The organism is Cellulosimicrobium sp. RS (genome assembly GCF_046159675.1).
Lineage (GTDB): Bacteria > Actinomycetota > Actinomycetes > Actinomycetales > Cellulomonadaceae > Cellulosimicrobium > Cellulosimicrobium funkei.
This window is the reverse complement of the sequence record NZ_JBJXVU010000007.1, coordinates 67463-92922: the sequence shown is the minus strand read 5'-3', so window position 1 is coordinate 92922 and position 25460 is coordinate 67463. Positions and strand designations below refer to the sequence as shown.

At 76.9% G+C, this 25460-nt stretch carries 21 protein-coding genes; 8 read left to right on the top strand and 13 right to left on the bottom strand.

Annotation, left to right across the window (positions count from 1 at the left end; translation table 11 throughout):
* Nucleotides 1–148: 148 nt before the first annotated feature.
* The 3 genes from ACI769_RS12150 to ACI769_RS12140 all read left to right on the top strand — a co-directional run bounded on the left by ACI769_RS12150 (nucleotide 149) and on the right by ACI769_RS12140 (nucleotide 2493).
* Nucleotides 149–979, top strand: coding sequence for a serine protein kinase RIO (locus ACI769_RS12150; RefSeq protein ID WP_061267434.1), 831 nt, complete (start codon nucleotides 149–151; stop codon nucleotides 977–979).
* Nucleotides 980–1018: 39 nt separating this feature from the next.
* Nucleotides 1019–2029, top strand: coding sequence for a Gfo/Idh/MocA family oxidoreductase (locus tag ACI769_RS12145; RefSeq protein WP_409141642.1), 1011 nt, complete (start codon nucleotides 1019–1021; stop codon nucleotides 2027–2029).
* A 62-nt stretch (nucleotides 2030–2091) separates the two neighbouring features.
* On the top strand, nucleotides 2092–2493 hold the full coding sequence (locus ACI769_RS12140; RefSeq protein WP_034653570.1) for a hypothetical protein: 402 nt from the start codon (nucleotides 2092–2094) through the stop codon (nucleotides 2491–2493).
* A 27-nt stretch (nucleotides 2494–2520) separates the two neighbouring features.
* On the opposite strand, the gene ACI769_RS12135 is transcribed toward ACI769_RS12140, so the two are convergent.
* From ACI769_RS12135 to ACI769_RS12120, 4 genes are all read right to left on the bottom strand, one after another.
* The gene (locus ACI769_RS12135; protein WP_395412897.1) at nucleotides 2521–2805 is read right to left on the bottom strand and encodes a hypothetical protein; all 285 of its coding nucleotides are present in this window, start codon (nucleotides 2803–2805) and stop codon (nucleotides 2521–2523) included.
* Nucleotides 2806–2918: 113 nt separating this feature from the next.
* On the bottom strand, nucleotides 2919–6569 hold the full coding sequence (locus tag ACI769_RS12130) for an error-prone DNA polymerase (RefSeq protein WP_409141641.1): 3651 nt from the start codon (nucleotides 6567–6569) through the stop codon (nucleotides 2919–2921).
* On the bottom strand, nucleotides 6562–8277 hold the full coding sequence (locus tag ACI769_RS12125; protein WP_137280621.1) for a DNA polymerase Y family protein: 1716 nt from the start codon (nucleotides 8275–8277) through the stop codon (nucleotides 6562–6564). Before ACI769_RS12125 ends, ACI769_RS12130 begins: the two co-directional genes overlap by 8 nt.
* Nucleotides 8274–9356 carry a hypothetical protein gene (locus ACI769_RS12120; protein WP_409141640.1) on the bottom strand — a complete coding sequence of 361 codons (1083 nt, stop codon included), beginning with the start codon at nucleotides 9354–9356 and terminating at the stop codon, nucleotides 8274–8276. The genes ACI769_RS12125 and ACI769_RS12120 overlap by 4 nt, the downstream gene beginning before the upstream one ends.
* A 379-nt stretch (nucleotides 9357–9735) precedes the next feature.
* On the opposite strand from ACI769_RS12120, the gene ACI769_RS12115 reads away from it, so the two are divergent.
* The gene (locus ACI769_RS12115) at nucleotides 9736–10317 is read left to right on the top strand and encodes a YbaK/EbsC family protein (RefSeq protein ID WP_409141639.1); all 582 of its coding nucleotides are present in this window, start codon (nucleotides 9736–9738) and stop codon (nucleotides 10315–10317) included.
* A 79-nt stretch (nucleotides 10318–10396) separates the two neighbouring features.
* Here the strand turns inward: ACI769_RS12115 and helR are convergent, their stop codons facing one another.
* The 6 genes from helR to ACI769_RS12085 all read right to left on the bottom strand — a co-directional run bounded on the left by helR (nucleotide 10397) and on the right by ACI769_RS12085 (nucleotide 19297).
* Nucleotides 10397–12622 (bottom strand): RNA polymerase recycling motor ATPase HelR, encoded by a 2226-nt coding sequence (gene helR, locus ACI769_RS12110; RefSeq protein ID WP_409141714.1) that lies wholly within the window; start codon nucleotides 12620–12622, stop codon nucleotides 10397–10399.
* Between the two features lie 426 nt (nucleotides 12623–13048).
* Nucleotides 13049–14041, bottom strand: coding sequence for a siderophore-interacting protein (locus ACI769_RS12105; RefSeq protein WP_043656901.1), 993 nt, complete (start codon nucleotides 14039–14041; stop codon nucleotides 13049–13051).
* An 80-nt stretch (nucleotides 14042–14121) separates the two neighbouring features.
* Entirely contained in the window at nucleotides 14122–16281 is a 2160-nt protein-coding gene (locus ACI769_RS12100; RefSeq protein WP_409141713.1) for an iron ABC transporter permease, read from the bottom strand.
* A gap of 106 nt (nucleotides 16282–16387) precedes the next feature.
* A complete protein-coding gene (locus tag ACI769_RS12095) occupies nucleotides 16388–17386 on the bottom strand; it encodes an iron-siderophore ABC transporter substrate-binding protein (RefSeq protein ID WP_043656895.1) in 999 nt (332 codons plus the stop codon).
* A gap of 85 nt (nucleotides 17387–17471) precedes the next feature.
* Entirely contained in the window at nucleotides 17472–18332 is an 861-nt protein-coding gene (locus ACI769_RS12090) for an ABC transporter ATP-binding protein (protein WP_051876422.1), read from the bottom strand.
* Between the two features lie 80 nt (nucleotides 18333–18412).
* Entirely contained in the window at nucleotides 18413–19297 is an 885-nt protein-coding gene (locus ACI769_RS12085) for an endonuclease/exonuclease/phosphatase family protein (protein ID WP_082774365.1), read from the bottom strand.
* Nucleotides 19298–19402: 105 nt separating this feature from the next.
* Here ACI769_RS12085 and ACI769_RS12080 point away from each other — a divergent pair, with 105 nt between their 5' ends.
* Both ACI769_RS12080 and ACI769_RS12075 read left to right on the top strand, forming a co-directional pair.
* Nucleotides 19403–20035, top strand: coding sequence for a nucleotidyltransferase family protein (locus tag ACI769_RS12080; RefSeq protein ID WP_076404711.1), 633 nt, complete (start codon nucleotides 19403–19405; stop codon nucleotides 20033–20035).
* Between the two features lie 85 nt (nucleotides 20036–20120).
* Nucleotides 20121–20570, top strand: coding sequence for an SRPBCC family protein (locus ACI769_RS12075; RefSeq protein WP_409141638.1), 450 nt, complete (start codon nucleotides 20121–20123; stop codon nucleotides 20568–20570).
* Here ACI769_RS12075 and ACI769_RS12070 read toward each other — a convergent pair.
* Nucleotides 20563–20736, bottom strand: a complete 174-nt coding sequence (locus ACI769_RS12070; protein WP_409141637.1) for a hypothetical protein — start codon at nucleotides 20734–20736, stop codon at nucleotides 20563–20565. The genes ACI769_RS12075 and ACI769_RS12070 overlap by 8 nt on opposite strands.
* 7 nt (nucleotides 20737–20743) lie before the next feature.
* Between ACI769_RS12070 and ACI769_RS12065 the strand changes: the two genes are divergently transcribed.
* Nucleotides 20744–21538: an alpha/beta fold hydrolase gene (locus ACI769_RS12065; RefSeq protein ID WP_409141636.1), complete on the top strand. Its 795-nt coding sequence runs from the start codon at nucleotides 20744–20746 to the stop codon at nucleotides 21536–21538.
* The gene (locus ACI769_RS12060; RefSeq protein ID WP_168945948.1) at nucleotides 21535–22239 is read left to right on the top strand and encodes an alpha/beta hydrolase; all 705 of its coding nucleotides are present in this window, start codon (nucleotides 21535–21537) and stop codon (nucleotides 22237–22239) included. Before ACI769_RS12065 ends, ACI769_RS12060 begins: the two co-directional genes overlap by 4 nt.
* 9 nt (nucleotides 22240–22248) lie before the next feature.
* Here ACI769_RS12060 and ACI769_RS12055 read toward each other — a convergent pair whose 3' ends face one another.
* On the bottom strand, nucleotides 22249–24483 hold the full coding sequence (locus ACI769_RS12055) for a HelD family protein (protein WP_409141635.1): 2235 nt from the start codon (nucleotides 24481–24483) through the stop codon (nucleotides 22249–22251).
* An 87-nt stretch (nucleotides 24484–24570) separates the two neighbouring features.
* The gene (locus ACI769_RS12050; protein WP_232322552.1) at nucleotides 24571–25452 is read right to left on the bottom strand and encodes an RNA methyltransferase; all 882 of its coding nucleotides are present in this window, start codon (nucleotides 25450–25452) and stop codon (nucleotides 24571–24573) included.
* Between the last annotated feature and the right edge of the window lie 8 nt (nucleotides 25453–25460).

Here is a 25460-nt window from a genome sequence, read left to right as displayed (position 1 = left end):
CCGGCGGCCGCGGCGACGCGCGCTCCCCTCCCCCGAGGAGCCCCCCGTGCCCGAGCACGACCTGCCGTACCCCGACCTCTCCCTCCCGCCCGCCCTGGCGCGCGACCCCCGCACTCCCCCGCCGCGCCGTCTGCGGCGCCTCGCCGACCTGGCCGACGCCGAGGCCGAGGCCGGTGTCCTCGACGCGGCGCTCGGCGACGACCAGCGCTGGTCCACGTGGTCCGCCGTCGAGAAGGGACAGCGCGGGCCGGAGCCGCGCCCCGACTGGGTGGTGACGGCCGACGCGGCCCTCGACACCGAGCTCGGCCTGCTCAAGACCGGCAAGGAGGCGGACGTCTTCCTCCTGGAGCGGGCCGTCCCCGGCGACCCCGCGCGCCGCAGCCTGCTCGCCGCGAAGCGCTACCGCGACCTCGACCACCGCTCGTTCCGGCGCGACACCGTCTACACCGAGGACCGCCGCGTGCGCCGGACGCGCGACCGTCGCGCCCTCGACCGCAAGTCGCGCTACGGCCGCCAGGTCGCGGCCGGGCAGTGGGCCGCGGCGGAGTTCGCCGCGCTGTGCGAGCTGTGGTCGGCCGGTGCGCCCGTCCCGTACCCCGTCCAGATCGACGGCGACGAGATCCTCATGGAGTTCGTCGGCACGTCCGACGGCGTGTCGCACGAGGCCGCGCCCCGGCTCGCACGCACGCGGCCCGACCGCGACCTCCTCGCGTCGTGGTGGGACCAGGTCCGCGACGCCATGGCCGTGCTCGCCCGGCTCGGCTACGCGCACGGCGACCTGTCGCCGTACAACGTCCTGGCGGACGGCGAGCGGATCGTCGTCATCGACCTGCCGCAGGTCGTGGACCTCGTGGCGAACCCGTTCGGCACCGAGCTCCTGCTGCGCGACTGCCGCACGATGGCCGCGTGGTTCGCCGGGCGCGGGCTCGAGACGGACGCGGACGAGCTCTTCGCGGTGCTGCTCGCCCAGGCGTGGTGACGACCGGGTGTCCCGGCCGTCCGTGCGACGATCGACCGCGTGCTGCGCCTCGCCCTCGTCGGTCTCGACTCGTCCCACGCCGACCACTATGTGCGGCTCGTGGCCGCCGAGCGGCGCTGGCCGGGCGTGCGGCTCGTGGCGCTCGTCGACGGGGAGCCCGGCCGCCGGGCGGAGCTCGCCGCGGCCGGCGGGCTGCTCCTGGACGCGGGCGACGCCACCGTGACCGACGTCGTCGGGCACGTCGACGCCGCGATCGTCGCCCACCGCGCGGGGCGGCGGCACGGCGCCGCGACGCGTGCGCTCCTCGCGGCGGGCGTCCCGGTGCTCGTGGACAAGCCGTTCGCCGCGTCGGTGGCCGACGCGCGGGCGACGCTCGACGTGGCGCGCGCGCACGGCACGGCCGTGACGACGGCGTCCGCGCTGCGGTTCGCGCCCGAGGTCGCTGCGGCGCGCGCCGCCCTCGCGACCGCCGACGGAGCTTCCGTCGCGCCGCTCGTCGCCGCGGCACCGGCGTCGCCACCCGGGCCAGCGGCGTCGCCGCCCGGACCCGCCGTCGAGGTGTCCGGCCCGGCGGACCCGCACGACGAGCGCGACGGGCTGTTCTTCCTCGGCATCCACGTCGTCGAGGCGGCGCGCGCCGTCGTCGGTGCGCCGCCCGGGGCGGCGTGGTCGCCGCCCGTCGTGACCCGCTCGGCGGACGGGATCGTCGCCACGACGCGGCTGGGCGGTGTCGACGTCCGCCTGCTCCTCCTGGACCCGGGCGCCCACCCCACCGCGGGGTTCGCGGTCGCGGTGCGCACGCCCCGCAGCGTCGAGCGCACCGAGGTCGTGCTCGACGCCGACTACCTCGCCCCGGTGGTCGAGCACGGGCTCGCGGTCCTCGCACCCGGTGCCGCCACGACCGCGTCCGCCGCGGCGCGCACGACGGCGGACCCCGCCGACGACGCGGGCCGGGTCACCGACGACGCGGGCCGGGTCGCCGCCGAGCACGCGACGATCCTCGCCGACCTCGCGCTCCTCGAGCAGGTCGGGGCGGCCCTGCGGCCCTGAGCCCGGGCCCCGGAGCTCCCGCCGCCCGCGCCGGGGCGCGGCGGACGGGGTAGAACGGGACCATGGAGCCCTCCACCGAGTCCTTCGACGCCGACGACGTCCGCACGTTCCTCACGACCTACGGCGTCGCGCTCTCGACGGGCGACCTCGACACGATCGGCGAGAGCTACGCCTTCCCGGCGCTCGTCGTCGGCACGACGGGCTCGGTGCTCCTCGGCGACCCCGAGGACGTGCGCGCGTCGACGGCCGAGCTCGCCCGGGGGTTCCGCGAGCGCGGGCTCGTCGGCGTGGTCGCGCACCTCGTCGGGGTCGAGGAGGTCGGCGACGCGCTCGTCTGGGCGCACGCGCGCTGGAGCTACCGCGACGAGTACGCGAACGAGCAGGAGGCGCAGGAGGTGCGGTACCTGCTGCGCCGCGCACGGGACACGTTCGAGGTGTGCGTCGCGGTGCCGGTCGGCCCGTAGGCCGCGCCGACCCGCGAGCGCCCCGGGTCAGGACAGCCGGTTGTCCCGGTCCTCCCACGGCGACGCGGCGGGCGACCGCCCGGGCGGGGTGACGTCGTCGGGCTGGAGCGCGCGCACGACGAACGACCCCGCGGCGAGCACGACGCCCCCGGTGAACGCGACCTGCAGCACGGTGAGCAGCACGCCCACGAACCAGGTGCCCGCCAACGGATAGGCGAGGTTCATGAGGCCGACGTTCTGGACGAGCGCGCTCCCGACGGTCAGGCCGAGCCCGGTCCAGAGCATCGTGCGGGCGGTGAGACGGGGCGGCATCACGGGCTTCCTCTCGTCGGCGAGACGGTCCGGGGCCGCGACGTCGGCGGACGTACGGCACCCGGTCCGTTCCTACCACGCCGCCCGCGGCGCCGCGGTCCCCGCCTCCCGCCTCAGCGGAAGTCGCGCGAGGTCGTGCCGACCTGGAGCGAGAGCGGCGCGAGGTGCTCCGCGACGAGGTTCGTGGCGCCGTCGGCCCGCTCGAGCCGCCCGCGCACGACGAGCGCCGCGGACCCGCGCGCGACCTTCCGGAACCGCTGCCACAGCCCGGGCGAGCACACGACGTTGAGGATGCCCGTCTCGTCCTCGAGCGACAGGAACGTCACGCCTCCGGCGGTCCCGGGCCGTTGCCGGTGCGTGACGACGCCGCCCACGGCGACGCGCGACGGCGGGTGCGGGCGCGTGCCCGGCACCTCGCCCGCCGCGCGCTCCGCCGCGTCGACCTCCTCGATCTCGCGCGACACCGCCACGGCACCGACGACGGTGAGCACCCCGGCCGCGGCGAGGCCGTCGCGGACGTACTGCGTCGGGTAGGAGTCGGTCGACACGCCCGTGGCCCAGACGTCGGCGACGGCGGTCTCGACGTCGGTCATGCCGGGCAGCGCCGGCGCCTCGACGCCGACGCTCACGCCCGGCAGCGTCCCCGGACCCTCCTGCGCGAGCGCGCCGGCCGCCCACAGCGCCTCGCGTCGCGTCACGCCGAGGCCGTCGGTCGCGCCGGCGGTCGCGAGCCCCTCGAGCTGGGCGGTCGTGAGGTCGACGCGCCGCACGAGGTCGCGCAGGTCGCTGAAGGCCCGCCCCTCCCCCGGTGCCCCGCGCGCCGCGACGACGCGCTCGGCCGCGTCCTTCCCGAGCCCGCGCACGCTCGCGAGCCCGAGCCGCACCGCGAGCCCGAGGTCGGGCTCCGGCCCGTAGCGGGTATCGACCCCTACCTTCCCGCCGAGCATGCGGCTGCCGCCCGTCCGGGCGCCAGGACGGTCCGTACCCGCATGCTCGGCGGGCGCAGCCGCATGGTCGGCGGGCAGCCGCTCGACCGTCGCCTCGACGTCGGACGCGTTGACGGCGGGGCGCAGCACGGTGACGCCGTGGCGGCGCGCGTCCGCCACGAGAGACTGCGGCGAGTAGAACCCCATGGGCTGCGCCGCGAGCAGCCCCGCGTAGAACGCCGCGGGGTGGTGCACCTTGAGCCACGAGCTCGCGTAGACGAGGAACGCGAACGAGTACGCGTGCGACTCGGGGAACCCGAAGTCGGCGAACGCCTTGAGCTTGTCGTAGATCTCCTCGCGCACGGCCGGGTCGGTGACGCCCTTCTCCCGCATCCCGTCCATGAGCCGCCCCCGCAGCTCCTCCATGCGCTCGACCGACCGCTTGGACCCCATCGCGCGCCGGAGCTGGTCGGACTCCTTCGGGGAGAAGCCCGCGACGTCGATCGCCATCTGCATGAGCTGCTCCTGGAACAGCGGCACGCCGAGCGTCTTGCCGAGCGACTTCTCCAGCAGCGGGTGCAGGAACGTCACCTCCTCCCGGCCTCGCGCCCGGTTGATGTACGGGTGCACGGAGCCGCCCTGGATGGGACCCGGGCGGATGAGCGCGACCTCGATGACGATGTCGTAGAACGTCCGGGGTCGCAGGCGCGGGAGCGTCGCCATCTGCGCGCGCGACTCGACCTGGAACACGCCGACGGTGTCGGCCGCGCACAGCAGGTCGTAAACCGCCGGGTCGTCCTCGGGCAGCGTGTGCAGCGCGAGGCGCGGCCCGCCCTCGTGCCGTTCCACGAGGTCGAACCCGATGCGCAGCGCCGTGAGCATCCCGAGGCCGAGGAGGTCGAACTTCACGAGCCCCGCGTCCGCGCAGTCCTCCTTGTCCCACTGCAGGACGGTGCGGCCCTCCATGCGCGCCCACTCCACGGGGCACACCTCGATGACGGGGCGGTCGCACATGACCATGCCGCCCGAGTGGATGCCCAGGTGCCGCGGGAGGCGCAGCATCCGGTCGGCGAGGTCGAGCACCGCGTCCGGGATCTCGCCCTCCTGCGCCGCCGACGGCGGCCGGTGCACAGGCACGACGTCGTGCGTGTCGTCCGCGCGCAGGACGTCGCCCTCGTCCACCGCGAGCGGGTCGACGACGCGCGCGCCCCGGCCGGTGAGGTCGGGCGACCAGTCCCGGCTCCCCCACAGGCGCGACGTCGCGGCGTCCTTCCGGGCGGTGCGCGTCGTGACCCGCGGCGCGGCCGGGCCGGCGGGCCCCGGGGTCTTCGCCGCGATCGACCGCTCCTTCGCCGCCCGGTCGGCCGCGGGCGACGACGGGTCGGGACCGCGCAGCGACCCCCACCGCTCGATCGACTTGCTCCACGCGTCGGCCTGCCCGACGTCGTACCCCAGCGCCCGGGCCGCGTCGCGCACCGCCGACTTCGGCCGGTAGGAGATGACGTTCGCGACCTGCGCGGCGTGCGTGCGCCCGAACGTCGCGTAGACGTGCTGGATGACCTCCTCGCGCCGCGCCGACTCGATGTCGATGTCGATGTCCGGCGGGCCGTCGCGCTCGGGGGCGAGGAAGCGCTCGAACAGCAGACCGTGCTTCACCGCGTCGACGGCCGTGATGCCGAGCGCGTAGCAGACCGCGGAGTTCGCGGCCGAGCCGCGCCCCTGGGCGAGGATCCCGTTCCTGCGGCAGAACTCGACGAGGTCGTAGACCACGAGGAAGTACCCCGGGAAGTGCAGGTCCTCGATGACGCGCAGCTCGTGGTCGATCTGCGCCCACGCGCCCGTGATCTTCTCCTGGCCGCGCGGCCCGTACCGGTCCTCGCCGCCGCGCCGCACGAGCTCGCGCAGCCAGGTCGCCTCGGTGTGCCCGTCCGGCACCGGGTAGGGCGGCAGGTCGGGTGCGACGAGGTGCAGGTCGAACGCGCACTCGTCCCCCAGCGCCGCCGCCGTCGCGACGGCCTGCGGGTGCCGGGGGTGGCGCGCGAGCATCTCCGCCGCGGAGCGCAGGTGGGTCGTCGGGGCACCGGGCAGCCAGCCGTCGAGGTCGTCGAGCGACGAGCGCGCGCGCACGGCCGCGAGCGCCCCCGCGAGGTCGGCGTCGCGCGGGTGGGCGTAGTGCGCGGCGGTCGTCGCGACGAGCGGCAGCCGGGCGTCGGCGGCGAGGTCGGCGAGCGCCGCGTGCAGGTCGGCGTCGCGCGGGTCGTCGGTCGTGGTGATCTCGACGGCCACGTTGTCGGCGCCGAAGAGGGCGACGAGACGGTCGAGCTCGCGGCGGGCCGCGGCGCGTCCGGACGTGACGAGCGCGCGCCGCACCGCGCCCTTGCGGCACCCGGTGAGCACGAGCCACTGCCCGGCGGCCTCCGCCGCGAGCTGCTCGAGGCGGTAGTCGGCGGCGCCCTTGGTGCCCGTCGCGAGGTGCGCGGTCGCGATCGCGCGCGACAGGTTGCGGTAGCCCTGCGTGCCGCGCGCGAGCACGAGCAGGTGGGTCGAGCGCGGGTCGGGGACGCCGGTGGGCGGGTCGAGCACGGGCGCGCCGGTCGTGGTCGGCGCGGGCAGGTGCAGCTCGGACCCGAAGACCGTGGGGAGACCGACCTTGCGCGCGGCCTCGGCGAAGCGCACGACGCCGTACAGGCCGTCGTGGTCGGTGACGGCGAGCGCCGACAGCCCGAGCCGTGCGGCCTCGGCGGCGAGCTCCTCGGGGTGGGACGCGCCGTCGAGGAAGCTGAACGCGGAGTGCGCGTGGAGCTCGGCGTAGCGCGGGCCGGTGGTCCGGTCAGTCATACAGGCCCTCCACGGTCCACCGCCCGCGCGCGCTCGCGAGGAGCAGGCCGCGGCCGTCGTCGAGCAGGACCTGCACGTGCACGCGGCGCCGGGGCGCGGGCGTCCACCAGCGCTCGGCGAGCGGCCACGGCCCGGCCCAGTCCACGACGGTGCGCGCGGACCCGGGCCCGGGCAGCGCCGTCTCGTCCCGGGGCGCCGCCGCACGGCGCGGGCCCTCCTCCGGCGCGGGGGCCGGCCACCGCACGGTCGCGGGCTCGCCGCTCATCGCGAGGCGCGCGTCGACGACGACGGGCCGCCCGGCGTCGTCGAGCACGACGACGTCCTGCGGCTCGACGGGCACGAGCGCGGGGGCGGGGCTCGGCAGCGCGCCGGGCCACGGCAGGGCCGGGTCGCGCGGGCGCACGACGTCCTCCCCGAACGGCACGAGGTGCACGCGGTCGGTCGCGTCGCGGCCGCCCTGGACCTGGACGCGCAGGACGGCGTCGCCCCCGAGGATGCCCTGCACGCGCCCGAGCGCGCGGTGGGCCCGCGCGTCCTCGCCGCTCGACGCGCCCCACAGGCGCGGCTGCTCCGCCCCCGCGGGCACGACCTCCTCGGCCGTGAGGGACAGGCGGGCCAGCGGCGCGACGCCCGGGACGACGTCGGCCCCGCCGGGCGAGCCGCCCCGCTCTCCTCCGCGACCGGCCCGGGCCGCGCGCCCGGCGCGGACGGACGTGGTGGTGAGCCAGCCCTCGAGCTGCCACCGGACCTTGTCCGTGAGGCGCGCCGGGCTCATCGCGCCCGGCCCGTCGAGCCGCCAGGTGCGCTCGAGGTCGTCGCCCTCGACGGTCCGCGCCGTGATGCGCAGGCGCCCGGCGACGAGCGAGCGCGCGACGAGCTGGTCGTGCAGGTCCTCGGAGAGCCGACGCGCGGCGAAGGTCGCGACGTCGACGCGCTCGGCGGGCGGGTCGAGCTCGGCGCTCACCGCGACGTCGGGCTCGACGCGGCGCCGCGCGGGCGGGCGCAGGTCCTCGCCGCGCGCGAGCCGGTGCGCCCACGCGCCGAGGTCGCCGAAGCGCCCCTCGACGGTCGCGGGCGGCAGGGCCGCGAGCGCCCCGAGGGTGCGCACGCCGAGCCGGCCCAGGAGGTCCACGAGCTCGTCGACCGCGACGGCGGCGTCCGGCCGGGCGGTGACGTGCACGAGGTCGCGCGCGGGCCTCGGCGCGAGGAACGCGGCGGAGCGGCCGGGCGGGACGACGGCGGCGTCCCGCGCGGCGAGCACGGCGGCGAGGATGCCGTCGGCGACGCCCACCTGGCTCTCGTGGCCGGTGCGCTCGGCGACGCGCGCGACGAGCGCCTCCGCGAGCGCGGCGTCGGACCCGTGGTACCGGCTCGCCCCGGCGGCGGGCAGGAGCAGCAGGCCGGGCCGGGTGATCTCCAGCCCCGCGACGACGGTCTCGGCCGCGAGCGCGACGGGCTCGAACTCGCGGGCGTCGCGCGCGTCGTCCACGTCGAGCAGCTCGAGCTCGGGGCAGCACTCGCGGGCCCGACGGCGGCGCATGCCCCGGCGCACGCCGTGGGCGCGCGCGGTCGCGGAGACGGCGACGACGCGGCGGCCGTCGTGCGTCGCGGCGGGGACGTGCGCGGGGACGTCGCGCACCGCCATCGCCGCGAGCACCGGCCAGTCCGGCACCCACAGGGCCGCCGTGCGGGTCGGGCTCGTGGTCATCCGACGAGCCGGAGCCGGGAGGGCCGGTCGGGGTCGTCGGCCCGGGCGGTCTCGTGGGCGGTCTCGGCGGTCCCGGCCGCGGTGGCGCCGGTCCCGACCGCGGGCCGGGTGCCCCGGGCGTCCTCGGCGAGGAACGCGGGCCAGTCCTCGTGGACGAGCGGGAGCTCGACCTCGAGGCGCGTGGGGCGCGCGGCTCCCCCGCGGCCCGCGCGCTCGACGACGAGGGTGCGACGGCGCAGCCAGCCCGCGCCGCGGTCCGCCCCGGACCAGCCGCCGCCCGTCACGGTGAGCGCGACGTGCGCGCCCGGCCACGTCCCCGCGGCGACGAGCAGCGCCCCGCGCTCGCGCGCCCGCGCGGCCAGGCGCCGTCGGTCGGGGTCGGTGAGGGCGGCGTCGGGCCCGACGACCACGACGTCCAGGCCGTCGACGAGCGCCGAGATCGCGAGCGCCGCGTCCGGGCCGGGCCGCGGGACGAGCACGACGCGGTCGAGGTCGGCGCCGGCGTCGGCGGCCGCGAGCAGCCCGACGGCGGGGAACCCGACGGCGGCGGTCCACGCCCCGGCCCGTGACGGCCGCGCGACGAGCGCGAGCAGGAGGCTCGTCGAGCCGCGCACCGCCAGCACGGTGCCGCGCTGCAGGGCGCCGAGCGGGAGGAGCGGCGCGAGCGCGTCGTGCACCGGCCACACCCGCTCGTCCGTGCCCGCGTCCCGGCTCGCGCCCGAGGTCCGGACGTGGCGGGTACGGGCGCGCGTCGGAGGGTCGGGCGGCGCGGGGGCGGGCCGCACGACCGGGGAGGCGGCGGCGTCCACGAGCGGGGCGACCTCGGTGAGGAGGGCGGTGCCGGCGCGCAGGAAGGTGTCGGCACGCGGGGCGGTCTCGGTGCGTGGGACGACGGCCGGTGCCGCCGGGGCGGTGAGCGGTTCCGGGGCCGGGGGGGCGACGACGGGACGGTGTCGGCGGACGCCCGTACGCTCCTCCGCACGGCGCAGGACGGCACGGGCGCGCTCGGCCTTGTCGACGGCCGCAGCCGTCGGGCCTGGTGCCCCCGCCCGTTCGGCGGGGTCGGCGAGAAGAGTCATCTCGCCTCCCGGGATGCTGCTCGGACGGGACGCGCACCGCGCGTCGACTGCTGGGGGCGTCGTTCTGCACCCGCCAGTGTTCGAACAAACGTTCGAACACTTCCAGTGAACGACCGCCGCTCCGAGGTGTCAACTCCGCAAGTCGGAGGCGCCTGCTTCGTCCGAGATGCCCACCCCAACCTTCGACCCCCACTGGAGACTTGCCCGAAACCCTCGACCTCTACCTGACCCTCCTCCCCCCGCCGACCATGCGGCTGTCGCCCGTCCGGCGGGCGGCACGGCTGCGACCGCATGCTCGGCGGGCTCGAGGGGCTCCGGGGGTGTGTTCGGCATCCGGCCTCTCCCGCGCGGCGGCCCGCCGGGGTGGCAGGCTGACGCCATGGACGCCCGCACGACCCTGCCCACGCTCGGCTCGCTCACCTGGGAGCCGGCGCTCGACCACCTCGACCTCGTCGCCCCCGTGACCGCCGACGCGCTGCGCCGGTGGGTCGACGCCGACCCGGACGTCGCGACGCTCGTCGCCGTGACGGAGATCGACCCGGACCTCGCCGACACCGCGACGCTCAACGCCGCGTTCGACCTGCCCGTCGAGGCGTCGGCGAACTGCGTCGTCGTGGGCGGCACGCGGGCGGGCGACGAGCGCGTCGCCGCCGCCGTCGTGCGGGCGCACACGCGCGCCGACGTCAACACGCGCGTCCGCAAGCTGCTCGACGTGCGCAAGGCGTCGTTCCTGCCGACCGACCGCGCGACGGCCGAGTCCGGGATGGAGTACGGCGGCATCACGCCCGTCGGGCTGCCCGAGGGGTGGCGCGTGCTCGTCGACTCCCGCGTCGTGACCGACGGCGCGCTCGCGCTGATCGGCAGCGGCGTGCGGCGCTCGAAGCTGCTGCTCCCCGGCGACCTGCTGGGCCGCCTGCCCGGCGTCGAGGTGGTCGAGGACCTGGCCGTCCCGGTCGCCTGACCCGTCCCCCTGCCGAGCACGACCTGGCGGTCGCCACGGGCGGCCCGACGACCGCCAGGTCGTGCTCGACGCCCGGTGCTCAGCGATCCAGGACGACGAGCCGCTGCGTCGCGCGCGTCATCGCGACGTAGCGGTCGACCGCGCCCTCGACGCCGTCGCCGAACGCCTGCGGCTCGACGAGCACCACGAGGTCGAACTCGAGGCCCTTCGCCGTCTCGGGCGTGAGCCACCGCACCCGCGCGGCCCCCTCGCCCTCGCCACCGACGCCACCGACCCTGCCGTCCGACTCCTCGCCGGACGGCCCGGACGGCCCGGACGACTCGGTGGCGGCGATGACGCACACCGTGCCGTCCGCGTGCTCGGCGAGCCACGCGCCGAGGACCGCGTCGAGGTCCGCGACCGCCCCGTGGGCGACGGGCACGCCCGTGCTGCGCACCGACGTCGGGACGTTCGCGTCCGGGATCGCGGCCCGGACGACGGGCTCCGCCTCGGCCATGATCTCCCGCGGCGTGCGGTAGTTGACGCTCAGCGACGCCTCCTCGACGCGGGCGAAGCCCACGCGCGCGAGCCGCTCACGCCAGCCCTCGGGGAAGCCGTGGCGGGCCTGGGCGCGGTCCCCGACGACCGTGACGCTGCGCGACGGGCAGCGGCTGAGGACCATCTGCCACTCGGCGTCGGTGAGCTCCTGCGCCTCGTCGACGACGACGTGCGCGAAGGGCCCCGCGAGGCGGTCCGGCGTCGCGACGACGAGCGCGCCGTCGTCCACGAGCGCGTCGCGCAGGTCCTGGCCGCGGAGCATCTGCATGACCCCGAGCTCGCTGTCGTCGGTCGCCACGAGGTGGTCGACGACGTCGTCCATGCGCGCGCGCTCCGCCGCCACGGCGGCCTCGTTGCGGCGGCGGCGGCGCGACGCCTCCGGGTCGCCGAGCCGACGGCGCGCGGCGTCGAGCAGCGGGAGGTCCGCCGTCGTCCACGCGTGCGCGTCCGGGCGCTGGAGCGCGCGCACCTGCTCGGGCGTGAGCGACGGCGCGCACAGCCGCAGGTAGGCGGGCACGGACCACAGGTCGGCCACGAGGTCCGTCGGCTCGACGAGCGGCCACGCGCGGTCGAACGCGGCACCGAGCCCGCGGTGGCCGCGCAGGGCGCGGCGCACGTCGTCGGCCTCGACGTCGACGCCGTCCTCCGCGGCTCCCCCGCAGGCCTTGTCCACGAGGATCTCGACGAGCGCGGCCCAGACGTCGTCGCGCGCCTCGTTGTGTGGGGTGCCCGGGTCCACGGACTCGAACGCCTCGGCCCAGTCGGCCGGGGAGAGCCAGACGTCGGCCCACGGCGTCTCGACCTCCATGCCCTCGTCGGGCGGGCGTTCGGAGAACCGCACGGCGGGCTCGATCGCGGCGACGAGCTCGGCGGACGCCTTGAGCCGGGCCACCTCGGGGTCGGCCTCCGCGCGCGCCGTCGCGCCCTCGGGGACGAGGTCGCGCAGCGTGCAGGTCTGCACGCCCTCCTCGCCGAGGCCGGGCAGCACGTCGGCCACGTACGCGAGGTAGGGACGGCTGGGCCCGACGACGAGCACGCCGCCGCGCCCACCACCGTGTCGGCCCCCGTGCCCGCCGCCCACCTGCGGGTCGGCGTACAGCAGGTAGGCCGCGCGGTGCAGCGCCACGACCGTCTTGCCCGTGCCGGGGCCGCCGTCGACGACGAGCGCGCCGCGCGAGCCCGCGCGCACGATCGCGTCCTGGTCGGCCTGGATCGTGCCGAGCACGTCGCGCATCCGCGGCGACCTGCTCGCGCCGAGGCTCGCGACGAACGCCGACTGGTCGTCGAGCGCCGCGCTCGACCCCGCGCCGTCGGGCACGAGCTCCTCGTCCCAGTAGTCGGTGACGCGCCCGCGCGCCCACCGGTACCGGCGCCGCGCCGCGAGGCCGAGCGGCTGCGCGGGCGTGGCCGCGAAGTACGGCTCGGCGGCGGGCGAGCGCCAGTCGACGAGCAGGCGCTCCCCCGCCGGGTCGGTGAGGCCCACGCGGCCCACGTACACCGGGGCGGAGCCGTCGGCGAAGGTCATGCGACCCAGGCACAGGTCGACGCCGTAGCGCTGGAGCAGCCGCAACCGGCTGCTGAGGCGGTGGATCTCCTGGTCGCGCTCGAGCGCCTCGGTGCCGCTCCCGCCCGGCGCGCGCCGGGCCGCGTCGAGACGCTGCGCGAGGTCGGCCACGGAGTGCTCGAGGCTCGCGGCGATCGCCGCGAAGTGGCGCTCGTCGGGGTCGACCAGCGCCGGGTCGGCCTTCGCGGCCAGCCGCGCGGGCAGGCCGAAGAACGGCGCGGGCCGCGGGTCCTGGTCCGCGGTCGGGCGGGCCGACGGGCGGCGGGACGGGTCGGTGGTGGCGGTCACGGGGGCGTCGGGCAACGTCATCAGCTCCGGTCCGGGTCCTGCGGAGGGACGCACGGGCCACGACGACCCGCGCACGAGCGGAGATTCTGCGCCCCCGAGGGGGCCTTGCCGCAAGACCCCCGGTGCGCTATACGTTGGAGAGGGAGGCCGGTCGGGCCTCCCTCTCTCGTTGCCCGACGTCGTGGCGGTGCGCTCGGTGCCGACGCTCTGGGTACCGACGTCGACCGCGCAGCGTCTGAGCGGCGCCGCACAGCCGAGATGCGAGAAGTGGCCCCCTACCGTGCTCGGTGGGGGCCACTTCTCGTGTCTCGACGGGAGCCTCGACAGGATCCCGGGAACGCCTCAGCTCTCGGCGCGGCCCTCGCGCCAGTAGCCCATGAACGCGACGGCGCGGCGGTCGACGCCGAGGTCGGCGACGAGGTGGCGGCGCAGCGTCTTGATGGCGCTCGCCTCGCCCGCGAGCCACGCGTAGAGGACGGTCTCCTCGTCGAGGAGCCCGGGGACCTCCCAGAGGATCGACGCGTCGACGTCGACGTCCTCGAGGTCCTCCGCGGTGCGGCACTGGACGGGCGGGTCCGTCCCGAGGACGCCCGCACCGAGCATGCGCGCGGCGGCCTCCTTGACGGCCGGCACGAGGCGCGCGCCGTGGGCGTCGTGCGGCCCGCCGGGGACGTCGTCGCGCGCGAGGAACGTCACGCGCACCCCGGGCGGGGTCACGAGGTCGCGCGCGTCGCCCACGTGCGGGACCTCGACGTAGACCTCGCCCCACGCGTCGGCGGGCAGGTCCTCGCAGATCGCCGCGATGGCGGGCAGCGCGGTCTCGTCGCCCGCGAGCAGGAGCGCGTGCGGGCGGGTGGGCGGGCGGAACTCGATGCCGCCGGCCGGGCCGTCGAACGTGGCGTCCGGGCCGAGCAGGACGAGCGGCGTGCCGACCTCGGCGGCGAGCGCCCAGCGCGACGCGGGGCCGGCGTCGCCGTGCAGCACGACGTCGACGTCGACCTCGCGCGCCTCGGGGCGCACCGCGACGGTCGTGTAGGTGCGCAGCGGGTTGCGGCGCTCCTCGGGCTGGTCGCGCCACGCGGCGTACCAGGACTCGGCGTCGCGCACGAGGTGCTCGTAGCCGCCGTCGGGCGCGGGGAGCACGAACTTGATCCGGACGTCGAGCCCCGGGTCGCCGAAGAGGTCGAGCTCCGGGCCGGTGAAGGTGAAGCGGCGAAAGCTCGGCGAGAGCTGCTCGACCCGCGCCACCTCGACGTCGAAGAAGCGCCAGGGGGCGGTCGCACGGGCGACGGGACGACGAGCGCGGGTGCGGGGTGCGACGACGGTCTGGCTCACACAGGTGAGGCTAACCTACGCGCCCACGGCGGGGTCAACCCGTCCGGGACGCGGACCTGCGCCCGGCGGGGTGAGACACGTCACGCTCCGCGGCCGCGGCTGCGCCAGAGCAGGTAGACGAAGTACGGCGCGCCCAGCAGCGCGGTGCCGAGACCCGCGGGGATCTGCCCCGGCGCGATGACGACGCGGCCCAGCGTGTCCGCGACGGACACGAGGAGGGCCCCGAGCAGCATCGCGACGGGCACGACCCGGGAGTGCCGCGACCCGACGAGCGCGCGGGCGGCGTGCGGCGCGACGAGGCCGACGAACGCGAGCGCCCCGATGGCGCACACGGCCGCGGCGGTGAGCAGCGCGGCGACGCCGAGCAGGAGCAGCCGCGTGCGGTCGAGCGCGACGCCGAGGACGCGCGGCGTGTCGTCGTCGAGCGCCACGACGTCGAGGTCGCGCCGGAACACCGCGGTGAGCGGGGTGAGCACGAGCAGCGCGAGCGCGACGGGGATCAGCTGCTCGAGCGTGCGCCCGTACGTGGAGCCCGACAGCCACGTGAGCGCGAGGTTCACGTCCCACGGCGCGACGACGACGACGAGGAGCGTGATGATCGCCATCACCCCGGCCTGGGCGCCGATGCCGATGAGCACGAGCCGGTCGGAGCTCAGCCCGCCCCGGTACGAGAGCCCGTAGACGAGCCCGAACACGGCGAAGGCCCCGACCGCGGCGGCGGCGGACATCGGCCAGATCCCGACGCCGGGGACGAGCAGGATCATCGTCACGGCACCGAGGCCGGCGCCCGACGTCACGCCGAGCAGGCTCGGCTCCGCGAGCGGGTTGCGGCACACGGCCTGCACGATCGTGCCGGCGAGCGCGAGCGCGGCGCCCGCGAGGAGGGCCGCGAGCACGCGCGGGACGCGCTGGTCGAGCACGAACGTCACGTGCCGGCCGGCGACGCCGGCCCACCAGTTCGCGACGTCGCCCAGCAGCACGACCCGGTCGCCGAGCAGGAGGCCCGCGACGGCGGCCGCGGCGACGGCGAGCGACAGGACGACCACGACCACGACGACCGCGCGCCGCGAGCGCGGCCGGCTCAGCGCACCGTGCCCGCCGCGCGACGACGCGGGCCCCGAGTCGCGCAGGCGGCGCGCGAGCCACACGAGCAGGATCGCGCCGAGGACGGTCGTGACGATGCCGGTCGGCACGGCGATCGAGAGCGTCCCGGGCAGCAGGAGGCGGAGCAGGACGTCGGCGCCGAGCACGACGACGACGCCGACGAGGGCCGCGAAGGGCAGGAGGAGGACGTGCCGCCCGAGCCCGGGCACGCGACGTGCGACGAGGCGGGCCACGACGGGCGCCGCGAGACCGACGAACCCGACCGGACCGGCGACGGTCACGGCGATCGAGGCGAGCAGGACGGCGACGAGCACGGAGGCGACGCGCGTGCGGCGCACGTCGACGCCGAGGACGGTCGCGGCGTCGTCCCCGAGGCCGAGAAGGTCGAGCCGGCGCGCGAGGACGAGCGCGGCGAGGACGCCGACCACGACGACGGGCGTGGCCATCGTGACCGTGCGCGTGCCCGACTGGACGATCGAGCCGCTCCCCCACGCGAACAGGCCCATCGTCTCCTGCTCGAACAGCACGAGGAGGACCGTCGTCAGCGAGTGGAGCGCGAGCATGATGGCGGAGCCGGCGAGCACGAGCCGGGTCGGCCCGTCGGCGCCGCCGCGCGCCAGGACGAGCACGAGCCCGGCCGCGGCGAGCCCGCCGAGGAACGCGAGGCCGCCCTGGAGGTAGAACGGGACCGAGAGGCCGAACGCGGCGACCACGACGACCGTGAGGTAGGCGCCCGCGTTGACCGCGAGCGTGTCGGGCGACGCGAGCGGGTTGCGCGCGACCGACTGCAGCACCGCGCCGGCGACGCCGAGCGCGACGCCCAGCAGCAGACCGGCGAGGAGCCGCGGCACGCGCGACGCGACGAGGACGGCGACCGTCTGGTCGACCCCGTCTCCCCCGGTCGCGAGGCGCAGCAGGTCGAGCGGGCCGACGTCGGCCGTGCCCTGCGTGAGGTGCACGGCGGCGAGCACGAGCGCGACGACGGCGGCCGCGAGGAACGCGCCCGCGACCCCGAGGCGCGACGTCCGCGCGCGGGGGGTGGCCGCCGTCGGGCCCGGGGCGGTGCCGGTGCCCGGAGGGAAGCCGCCCTCCGGGCCGTCCGCGCCGGGGACGACGGCCGGAGCCGGGTCCTCCAGGAGGAGGGTGTCCGGCTCCGGCGCGGTGCGCTGCTCTCGCCTGCTCACAGTGGGTCTCGTCAGCCTTCTCGTCGTCCTGGCGTGGTACGCGCCCGGGGGTGCCGCGTCAGGCCGTCAGGGCCTCGACGACCGCGTCGGCGTAGGCCGCGGCGGACAGCGGGCCGCCGAACATCCAGATGCCGTCGGGCAGACGGTGCACGTCGCCGGCCGTGACGAACGGGAGCTGCTCCCACACGGCGTTGCCGGCGAGGCCCTCCTCGAACGGGTTCGCCTCGGAGTCGCTCGCGACGTAGAGGAACTGCACGTCGCCGAGCTGGGTGAGGCCCTCGACGTCGGTCTGCGCGAGGCCGTAGTCGGGGTCGCCGCCCTCGGTCCAGGCGTTGACGAGGCCGATCTCCTCGCCGATGGCGCCGAAGAACGAGCCCGGCGTGTACATGCGGATCGAGACGGCGCCGTTCGTCACCCAGCCGTCGGCCATCGTGAACTCGGCCCCGGCGAGGCCCGCCTCGTCGAGAGCGGTGGTGGCCTCGGCGATCTTCGCGTCGTACTCCTCGAGCGCGGCGGCCGCCTCGTCCTCGCGGCCCGTCACGGTGCCGAGCGTCTCGACCGTGGAGCGCATGTAGCCGATGGGGTCCTCGCCGTCGGAGCCGCGCAGCGCGAGCACCGGCGCGACCTCCTCGATCTGCGCGATGACGTTCTCCGGCAGGTCCGTGGTCGTCACCACGAGGTCCGGCTCGAGCGCGGAGATCGCGTCGAGGCTCGGCTCGCCGCGCGTGCCGACGTCGGGCGTGCTCGCGTCGATCGGCGCGACGGTGTCCCACGTGTTGTAGCCCTCGACGTCCGCCTGGCCGACGGGCTCGACGCCCAGCGCCACGAGGTTCTCCGTGAGGCCCCACTCGAGCGAGACGATGTCGGTGGCCGGGGCGTCGAGGGTGACCTCGCCGCGCTCGTCGGTGACGGTGACCGGGCCGGACGCGGCGTCGGTCGTCGCGCCGTCGGACGAGCCGCCGGTCGCGGGCTCCTCGGTCGTGCCGCACGCGGTGAGCGCGAGCGCGGTCGCGAGCGCGACGGCGCCCACGGCGAGGGAACGGGTGGTCGAGCGCATGGGTGTCCTTCGGGTTCGGTGCGGAGACGGTGCGGAGGAGTACGAAGAGGTGCGGAGAGTCGCGGCCCGGCGCCGGACGCCGCGGTCAGACGAGGACGGCCGCGTCCAGCCGGGCGGCGTGCCGACCGAGCGGCTCGCAGCACGTGCGCCCCGTGAGGGGATGCGTGTAGACGTCGACGTGGATGCCGTAGACCTCGGTGAGGAGCTCGGTCGTGAGCACGTCCTCGGCCCGGCCCGTGGCGCGCACGACGCCGCCGTGGAGCAGGACGACGTGGTCGGCCACCGCGGCGGCCTGGTTGAGGTCGTGCAGGACGACGCCCACGGCCACGCCGTGCTCGCTCGCCAAGTCGCGGACCAGGTCGAGCAGCTCGACCTGGTAGCGCAGGTCGAGGTACGTCGTCGGCTCGTCGAGCAGGAGCACCTTCGTGTCCTGCGCGAGGCACGTCGCGAGCCACACGCGCTGCAGCTCGCCGCCGGAGAGCTCGTCGACGCCGCGGTCGGCCATCGCGGTGATGCCCGTGACGTCCATGGCGTGCGCGATCGCGCGCGGGCCGTCGGGGTCGTTCGAGCGGAACCGGCCGCGGTAGGGGTGGCGCCCGTAGGCGACGACGTCGCGCACGCTCACGCCCGACGGCGTGGGCCGGCTCTGCGACAGGAGCGTCACGCGCCGCGCGAAGTCCTTGGCGTGGAGCGCGAGCGCGTCGGGCTCGTCGTCCAGGGCGACGGTCCCGGCGTCAGGCCGGTGCAGGCGCGCGAGCGAGCGCAGGAGGGTCGACTTGCCCGAGCCGTTGGGCCCGATGAGGGCCGTGACGGCCCCCGGGGCGAGCTCGAGCGCGGCGCCGTGGACCACGGTGCGGTCGTCGTAGGACAGCCGCAGGTCGTGACCCGCGAGCGCCGGGGCGCCGGGCAGGCCCGGCGCGACCGAGGCAGCTGAGGTTCCACTCACAAAGGTGAGGCTAATCTATGTCGCCCGCCCGGAACCAGCCCCTCACGTCCGTGTGACGGGGCTCACGAACAGCCTCGCGGTCAGCCCTCGGCGGCCCGGCCGGCCCGCCGTCGCGGCTCGCCCGCGCCCGCGGTGGGCGGCGCGTGGTCCTCGTCCGCCGCGTGCGCGCGCGTCGGGGACGCGTGCCGCTCCCCGCCGAGCGCGACGGGCACGACGAGCGCCCGGTGGTCCGACAGCCCCGTGTCGACCGCGACGGCGGGCGCCGTCGCCCGGACCGGGCCGTGGGCGAGCACGTGGTCGAGCTGGCGCGCGGGCTCGCCGACGGGGAACGTCGGCGCGGAGGCGAGCGGACGCCACCCGCTGGTGCGCGCCGCCTGGGGCGCCTCGATGTTGAGGTCGCCGAGCAGGACGACGGGTTCGCCGTCGGGCACGTCGGCGGCGAGCTCGCGGGTGAGCCGCACGAGCTGCGTGAGGTTGCGCCCCGGCACGAAGGTCAGGTGCGTGCACACGACCGTCACCGGCCCGCCCGGCGCCTCGACGCGCGCGACGAGCGCCGCGCGCGGCTCGTCGCGCACGAGCGTCGGCAGCCGGCGCCCGGGGAAGCGCACGGGCACGCGCGTGCGGGGCGCGGGCAGCAGGACGGTGCGCCACGCGGTGACCGGATATCGGCTCACGACGGCGATCCCGTAGGCGGCGCGGCCCGGCTGGTGCTCCCCCGTCGGCGCGGTCCACACGCCCGGCTCGCCGACGAGCGTCGCGACGAACCGGTGGTCGACGGCGCCCGCCGCCTCGGCCGCGACCGCCGTGAGGTCGGCGCGGTGCGAGCGGGGCTGGTCCCGGTCCACCTCCTGGAGCGCGAGGACGTCCGCGTCGAGGGCCCGGACGGCACCGGCGAAGCGGTCGACGTCGACGCGGTCGTCGACGAGCGACCGCCCGTGCAGGATGTTGAACGTCGCGAGGCGCACCCTCCCGATTGTGGGGACCACGGCCCGACGCCGCACGCGCTCCGCGGGGCGACAGCTCCCCCGTGGCGACGTGCCAGCACCCCCGGGGTGGTGTAGACCCTGGGCATGGTGGACGACAGGGACGCACTGCACGACGGCCTCCGGATGACCGCCGCGGCGCTGGCCGAGGCCGAGATCCCGCACGCGCTCGTCGGCGGTTACGCGGCGTGGGCGCGCGGGGCGCCGGAGCCGAGCCACGACGCCGACTTCGCGATCCGCGAGGTGGACGTGGACCGCGCGCGCGAGGTGCTGCGCGAGGCGGGGCTCGAGATCACGGAGCCGACGGAGAACTGGCTCTTCAAGGCGTACCACGGGGGCGAGCTCATCGACGTCCTGTACCGGATGGTCGGCGAGCCGATCGACGACGACCTGCTCGCGCGCACCGACGAGCTCGAGGTCCTCGCGGTCCGCATGCCGGTGCTGTCCGCGACCGAGATCATGGCGTCGAAGCTGCGCGTCCTCGGCGAGCACTACTGCGACTTCTCGCGGCTCCTGCCGGTCGCGCGGGCGATGCGCGAGCAGATCGACTGGTCCGACGTCCGGGAGCGCGTGGACGACAACCCCTACGCCCGTGCGTTCCTGTTCCTCCTCGACGAGCTCGCCGTCGTGGACGCGCAGGACATGGGCGACGACTCCCTCGGCTCGCGCACCGACGCGGCCGAGCCGGCGTCCGGGGACCCGTCGAGCGCGCTGGAGTGAGGCCGACCCCCGTTCGCCGCGCGAGCGGGACGGACCCCGGGAAGGGTGTGGTCGTACCGCCCGCCAACCACAGGAGGTATCACCGATGAGCACGGTCACCCAGTCGATCGACGTCGACGTCCCCGTCCGCACGGCCTACGACCAGTGGACCCAGTTCGAGGAGTTCCCCCGCTTCATGGAGGGCGTCGAGGAGATCCGTCAGCTCGACGCGACGCACACGCACTGGAAGACGAAGATCAGCGGCGTCGAGCGCGAGTTCGACGCGGAGATCACCGAGCAGCACCCCGACGAGCGGGTGGCGTGGAACAGCACGTCGGGCCCCGACCACGCGGGCGTCGTGACCTTCCACCGGCTGAACGACACGCAGACCCGCGTCACGGTCCAGCTCGACTGGACGCCGGAGGGGGTCCTGGAGAAGGTGGGCGACGTCCTCCAGCTCGACGAGCGCCGCGTCAAGGGCGACCTCGCCCGGTTCAAGGAGTTCATCGAGTCCCGCGGGGCCGAGACGGGCGCGTGGCGAGGAGACGTCAGCTGACGACCCGGAGCACGTCGTCGGCCACGGCCGGCGACGACACCCAGCACGTCACGGAGCGGGTCCGGTTCGCCCGGGCCCGCTCCGGCGCGTCGTCCGCGCCGTCGACGGCGTCGTCGGCGTCGGCGTCGGCGTCGGCGACGCCCTCGGCGGCAGCGTCGGCAGGCACCGCGGAGGTGCGCTGCGCGGTCGGCGACCTCACCGCGGTCGTGCACGTGTCCGGGGCGGACGCGCCCGACGTCGTGGTCGTGCTCGTGCACGGCGTCGGGTCGTCGGCGCGCGCGTTCGACCCGGTGCGGCGCGCGCTCCTGCGGCCGGGCGCGCTCCCCCGGGTCGCGGTGCACGCGATCGACCTGCCCGGCTTCGGCGCGGCGCCCCGCGCGGCGCGCGACGTGTCGATCGAGGAGCACGCGGCCGTCGTCGCGGAGCACGTGCGCCGCCACGTGCTCGACCTCCCCGACGGGGCGCCGCGCCCCGTCGTCGTGCTCGTCGGCCACTCGATGGGCGCGCAGGTCGTCGCCCAGGCCATGGCCGACCACCCCCGCGAGGCGCCCGCGGGCGTGCTCGTCGGGCCGACGGCGGACCGCCACGCCCGCAGCGCGCCGCGCCAGGCGCTTCGGCTCGCGCGCGACGCGGTGGGCGAGCGGCCGCGCGCGCTCGCGACGCTCGCCGTCGACTACGTGCTGCGCTGCTCGCTGCCGCACTACGCGCGCCAGGTCCGGCACATGCTGGCGCACCGGCTCGAGGACGTCGTGCCGCACGTGCCGGGGCGTCTCGTCGTGGTGCGGGGCGCGCACGACCCGATCGCGCCGCGCCGGTGGTGCCGCGAGCTCGCGCTCGCCGCGCCGCGCGGCATGTTCCGCGAGGTCCGGGGACGCCACCATGCGATGGACGCCGACCCGGAGGGGATCGTCGCCGCCGTGCGTGCTGCCGGTGGACTGCCGCGCGGACTGCCCCGGGACCTGCCGTGAGGGCGCCCCGCTGGCCCCGCTCGCTGCGGCTGCGCGACCGCGCGGTGGACTACGCGTACGTCGCCGCGCGCCAGGTCCAGGGCGCCCTGCGCGCACGCCGACCCGTCCCGACGGGCCCCGGCGGCGCGAGCCCCGTCGTGCTCCTTCCCGGCGTCTACGAGACGTGGCAGCTCCTCGGGCCGATCGCGACGGCCCTCGCCCGGGCCGGGCACCCCGTGCACGCCGTGCCCGGCCTCGGCTACAACCGGCGCCCGTTCGCCGAGGCTGCCGACCGCACGGCGGCGTTCCTCGAGCGGTCCGACCTGCACGACGTCGTCCTCGTCGCCCACAGCAAGGGCGGCCTCGTCGGCAAGCGCGTCATGCTGTCGACCGCCGGGCCGCGCGTCGCCGGCATGGTCGCCGTGGCGACGCCGTTCCGCGGCTCGCGCTACGCGCAGTACCTGCTCGGGCGCACGCTGCGCGCGTTCTCGCCGCGCGACGCCGCGCTGGTCGCGCTCGCCGCCGAGCGCGGGGTCGACGCCCGCATCACGGCCGTCTACCCGCGCTTCGACCCCCACATCCCCGAGACCGGCCGCCTCGAGGGCGGACGGAACGTCGAGCTGCCGCTCGCCGGGCACTTCCTCCCGCTCGGCGACCCGGCGCTCGTCGAGGTCGTGGTGCGGGAGGTCGACCGGTTCGCCCGGTCGGCGCCCTCGGACTGAGCGCGGCCCTCAGGCCGAGCGGGCGGGCTCGCCCACCGCGACGCGGACGAGCTCCTGCGTGCACCGGGTCATCGCCACGTACAGCCCGTTCCACCCGCGCGGCTCGGCGGCGACGCCGTCGGGGTCCACGACGACGACCGCGTCCCACTCGAGGCCCTTCGCCTCGGACGTCCCGAGGACGGGCACGCCCTCGACCGCCGCGCGCAGCGTCGCGAGGCGCGCGAGCGGCGCCACGACACCCACGGTCCCGCCGTCGTACCGGGCCGCGAGGCGTGCGACCTCGGCGGCGACCGCCTCACCCAGTCGTCCCGGCGTACCGCCCGGCACGACGACGTCCCGCGGCTCGACCGCCGCGTCCCGCACCGCGCACGGCGGGTCGTTCCGGCTGCCCGCGGCGCGCAGCACCGGCCCGACGAGCGCCATGACCTCGCGCGGCGTGCGGTAGCAGATGGTGAGGTCCGCGCGCCGCCAGCGGTCCCCGAGGACCGGCCCGACGGCGTCCGCCCAGTCCGTGTGGCGGTGCGGCGCCTCGGTCTGGTCGACGTCCCCGACGGCCGTCACGGACCGCGTCGGGCAGCGTCGCAGGACCATGTGCCACTGCATGGGCGAGAGCTCCTGCGCCTCGTCGACCACGACGTGCCCGTAGACCCAGTCGCGACGCGCGGCCGCGCGCTGCGCGAGGAACTCGCCCTGCTCGCCGGGCGCGTCGGGAGCCCCCAGCGCGTCGGCGAGCGCGTCGAGCAGCGGCACGTCGCTCGGTGCGAGCGCGGGCGGCCCGCTCGTGACGCGACGCACCTCGGCCGCCGTCAGGTCGGGCGCGTGGCGCGCGAGGAGCGCGGCGTCGCCCAGCAGGTGCGCGAGCGCGGTGCGGACGTCCGTGACGGACCACCAGGCGTCGACGGCGGCCGTGAACCCGGCGTCGCGCGCGAGGTCCTCCCGGAGCCGGTCGAGGTCCTCCTCGGTGAGCTCGCCGTCGACGTCGCCGCCGCGCGCGCCGGTCGTGGGGGCGCGGTCGTCGCGCGCGGCGAGCCCGGCGTCGAGCTTCCCGAGCACGTCCTCGAACCCCTCCTCGACCCGTTCGAGTAGCTCAGCGTGGCGTGCCGCGGCCTCGTCCACGAGAGCGTCGAGCAGCAGGTCCACGGCCCGGCCCCGCGCGGCCAGCACGCTGCGGCCTCCCGCGCGAGAGGCGCGCAGGACCTGGGCGACGCGGGCCGCGTCGAGCGTGAGCGGCTCGCCGTCGAGGCGGACCGTCAGGGCTCGCGCGTCCGGGACGAGGGAGTCCGCGTACCGGGCGACGACGCCCTGCCACAGCGCGCGCCCCTTGATCTCCGCGACGTCGCGCGCCTCGTCACGCTCCGGCGCGACGCCGGGCACGAGCGTGTCGCACGTCGCCGAGACGACCGCCGTCTCCCCGAGCGCGGGCAGCACCTGCGCCACGTACTCGAGGAAGCGCGACGACGGCCCGAGCAGGAGGACGCCCCGCTCCGCGAGGTGCGGGTGGGTGAACAGCAGGTACGCGACGCGGTGCAGCGCGACGACGGTCTTGCCCGTCCCCGGGCCGCCCTGCACGACGAGCACCTGGTCCGCCGGGGCGCGCACGATCGCGTCCTGCTCCGTCTGGAGGGTCGCGACGGCGGTGCCCATGCGCCCGGTACGGCGCTCCGACAGCGCCGCGAGCAGCGCGCCTTCGCCGACGAGCCCGTCCTCCTGCTCCGCCCCGGTCACCGAGCCGTCGAGCGGCTCGTCGTCCACGCCGGTGACCCGGTCCCCCGCGGTCCGCACGTGCCGACGCCGCGCGAGACCCTGCGGTTCGCGCGCTGTCGCGGTGTAGAAGGCGCGTGCACCGTCAGCACGCCAGTCGAGCACGAGCGGGTCCGCGTCGTCCTCGGGCGCAGTGATCCCGACGCGCCCGACGTGGCGCGTGACCCCGTCGACGGTGTCGACGCGGCCGAAGACGAGCCCGCTCTCCGCGCGCTCGAGCTCCGTGCGACGGCGGCGCAGCCCGGCGCGCCGCGCGCGCTCGACGACGGCCTCGGCCCCGGGCGGGCCCGCGGCCGGGACCCGGTCGGCGACGTCGTCGGCAGGGGCGGCGAGCTGCGCGTCGAGCTCCGCGAGGAGCTCCGCGCGGCGGGTGAGCGCGGCGTCGAGGTGCTGCTGCTCCTCGGCGACGGCATGCGCCGCGGCGTCGCGCAGGCGGTCGGGACGGGTGGTGGCACGCAGGGACGGGGAGGGCTGGACCGGCACGGGACCTCTTCTCGTACGACGTACGGACACGGGCCCAACGCGTCGGGGAGCACCGTTGTTCCCGTCGCTCCCGCCGCGACCGACGAGTCAGGGGACGCGCGTCGCCCAGAACGCGACAGCCGACGCCGCGGCGACGTTGAGCGAGTCCACTCCCCCCGCCATGGGGATCGTGACGACCCGGTCCGCCGCCTCGATCGCACCGTGCGACAGGCCGTCGCCCTCCGTGCCGAGCACGAGCGCGAGCCGCTCGGGCGGGTCGGCCACGATGTCGTCGAGGCTCACCGCGTCGTCGGCGAGGGCGAGCGCGGCGACGACGAAGCCCTCGTCACGCAGCAGGTCGAGGCCGCCCGGCCACGTCTCGAACCGCGTCCACGGCACCTGGAACACCGTGCCCATGCTCACGCGCACCGAGCGGCGGTAGAGCGGGTCGGAGCAGCGCGGCGAGACGAGGACGGCGTCGACCCCGAGCGCGGCGGCCGACCGGAAGATCGCACCGACGTTGGTGTGGTCCACGATGTCCTCGAGCACCGCGACCCGGCGCGCGCCCGTCCCGCCGCGTGCCGCGGAGAGCAGGTCGTGCACGGGCGCGAGCGGCGGCCGGTGCATCGCCGCGAGCGCCCCGCGGTGCAGGTGGAACCCGGTGATCGCCTCGAGCACGTCGGGCGCACCGACGTAGACCGGGACCTGCTCGCCCGTGCCGCCCGGGGCGTCGTCGACCGGCAGCGCGGCGATGTCGTCGGCGAGGTCGTCGAGCCAGCGCTCGGCCATGAGGAACGACCGCGGGCGGTGCCCCGCGGCGAGCGCGCGCCGGATCACCGTCGAGCTCTCGGCGATGTACAGCCCCTTCTCCGGCTCGTGCTTGGACCGCAGCGCGACGTCGGTCAGGCGGTTGTAGTCCGCGAGGCGGTCGTCGGCGGGGTCGGTGACGTGCACGACCCTCAGGCCGGCTCGGGTGCTGGTCTCGCTCACGTCGTCGA